This window comes from Paenibacillus sp. 01T422, from assembly GCF_056398785.1.
Genome location: NZ_JBFTQB010001329.1, coordinates 1 through 1,171 on the forward strand (window position 1 = coordinate 1; position 1,171 = coordinate 1,171).

The 1,171-nt window shown below is 44.4% G+C and carries 1 protein-coding gene; it reads left to right on the forward strand.

Translation table 11 applies throughout. The annotated features are described in order from the left end of the window. Positions 1-198: 198 nt before the first annotated feature. The coding region (pdhA, locus tag AC1DUA_RS38470) for a pyruvate dehydrogenase (acetyl-transferring) E1 component subunit alpha (protein WP_477504697.1) at positions 199-1,171 on the forward strand (973 nt) is incomplete at its 3' end.

A 1,171-nucleotide genomic window follows, 5' to 3' on the forward strand; every position in this document is an offset into this window, starting at 1 on the left:
GGGTAAGGTGTATTATATCAGTTGTTAATTTCATGTTAACTGTATTATATATTTTCCTAAACTGTACTATTCGCTTCCGCGAAAAAAGGTCATATATCATAAGGATAGCGGTGTACAATTCACAAAAACAGGTTTATAATAATACTATAACAGAAGTGTAGCTAGCAGGCATCAAAATCATATAAGAGGTGAAATGGTATGAGTAAGCCACTTGTCAGCCAAGTAAATTACGAAGTGACCACAGAGAAGGTTGAGCCTTTACAAGTACTGGCTCCAGACGGCACGATTGTAAATCCCGACAAAATGCCTAAACTTAGCGATGACCAATTAAGAGAGTTAATGAGAAGAATGGTATTCACACGTGTTTGGGACGAAAGAGCAGTAAATCTCGGTCGTCAAGGACGTCTTGGTTTCTATGCGCCGGTATCCGGCCAAGAAGCTTCCATGATCGGTAGTGAATTTGCATTAAATAAAGATGACTTTATTTGCCCAGGTTACCGCGATATGCCGCAGCTCGTATGGCACGGACTTCCGCTTTACCAGGCGTTCCTATACTCCCGCGGACATCAACATGGCGGACAAATTCCGCAGGATGTTCACGTTCTTATGCCGCAAATCATCATTGGTGCACAGATTTTGCACGCAACTGGTGTTGCTATGGCGTTCAAAAAACGTAACCAACCGCGTGTAGCGATCACGTACACAGGCGACGGAGGAAGCTCAGAAGGAGATTTCTACGAAGGTATGAACTTTGCAGGAGCATTCAAGTTGCCTGCCATTTATTTTGTACAAAACAATGGATATGCGATCACAACGCCTTATTCCAAGCAAACAGGAGCTCTTTCTGTTGCGCATAAAGCACTTGCTGCAGGTATCAAAGGCGTGCAAGTAGACGGAATGGACGTTCTAGCTGTTGTTCAAGCTGTATCAGAAGCTGCTGAAAGAGGCCGCAAAGGCGAAGGCGCGACATTGATTGAAGCATTAACATACCGTTACCGTCCGCATTCCTTGGCCGATGATACGACGAAATACCGTACCAAAGACGAGGAATCCGATTGGGAGCCTAAAGATCCGCTTACGCGCATGCGTATTTTCCYGACCAAAAAAGGTCTATGGAGCGAAGAAGAAGAGGCTAAAGTGAAAGAAGAAGCAAAAGCAACTGTTGCTGAGC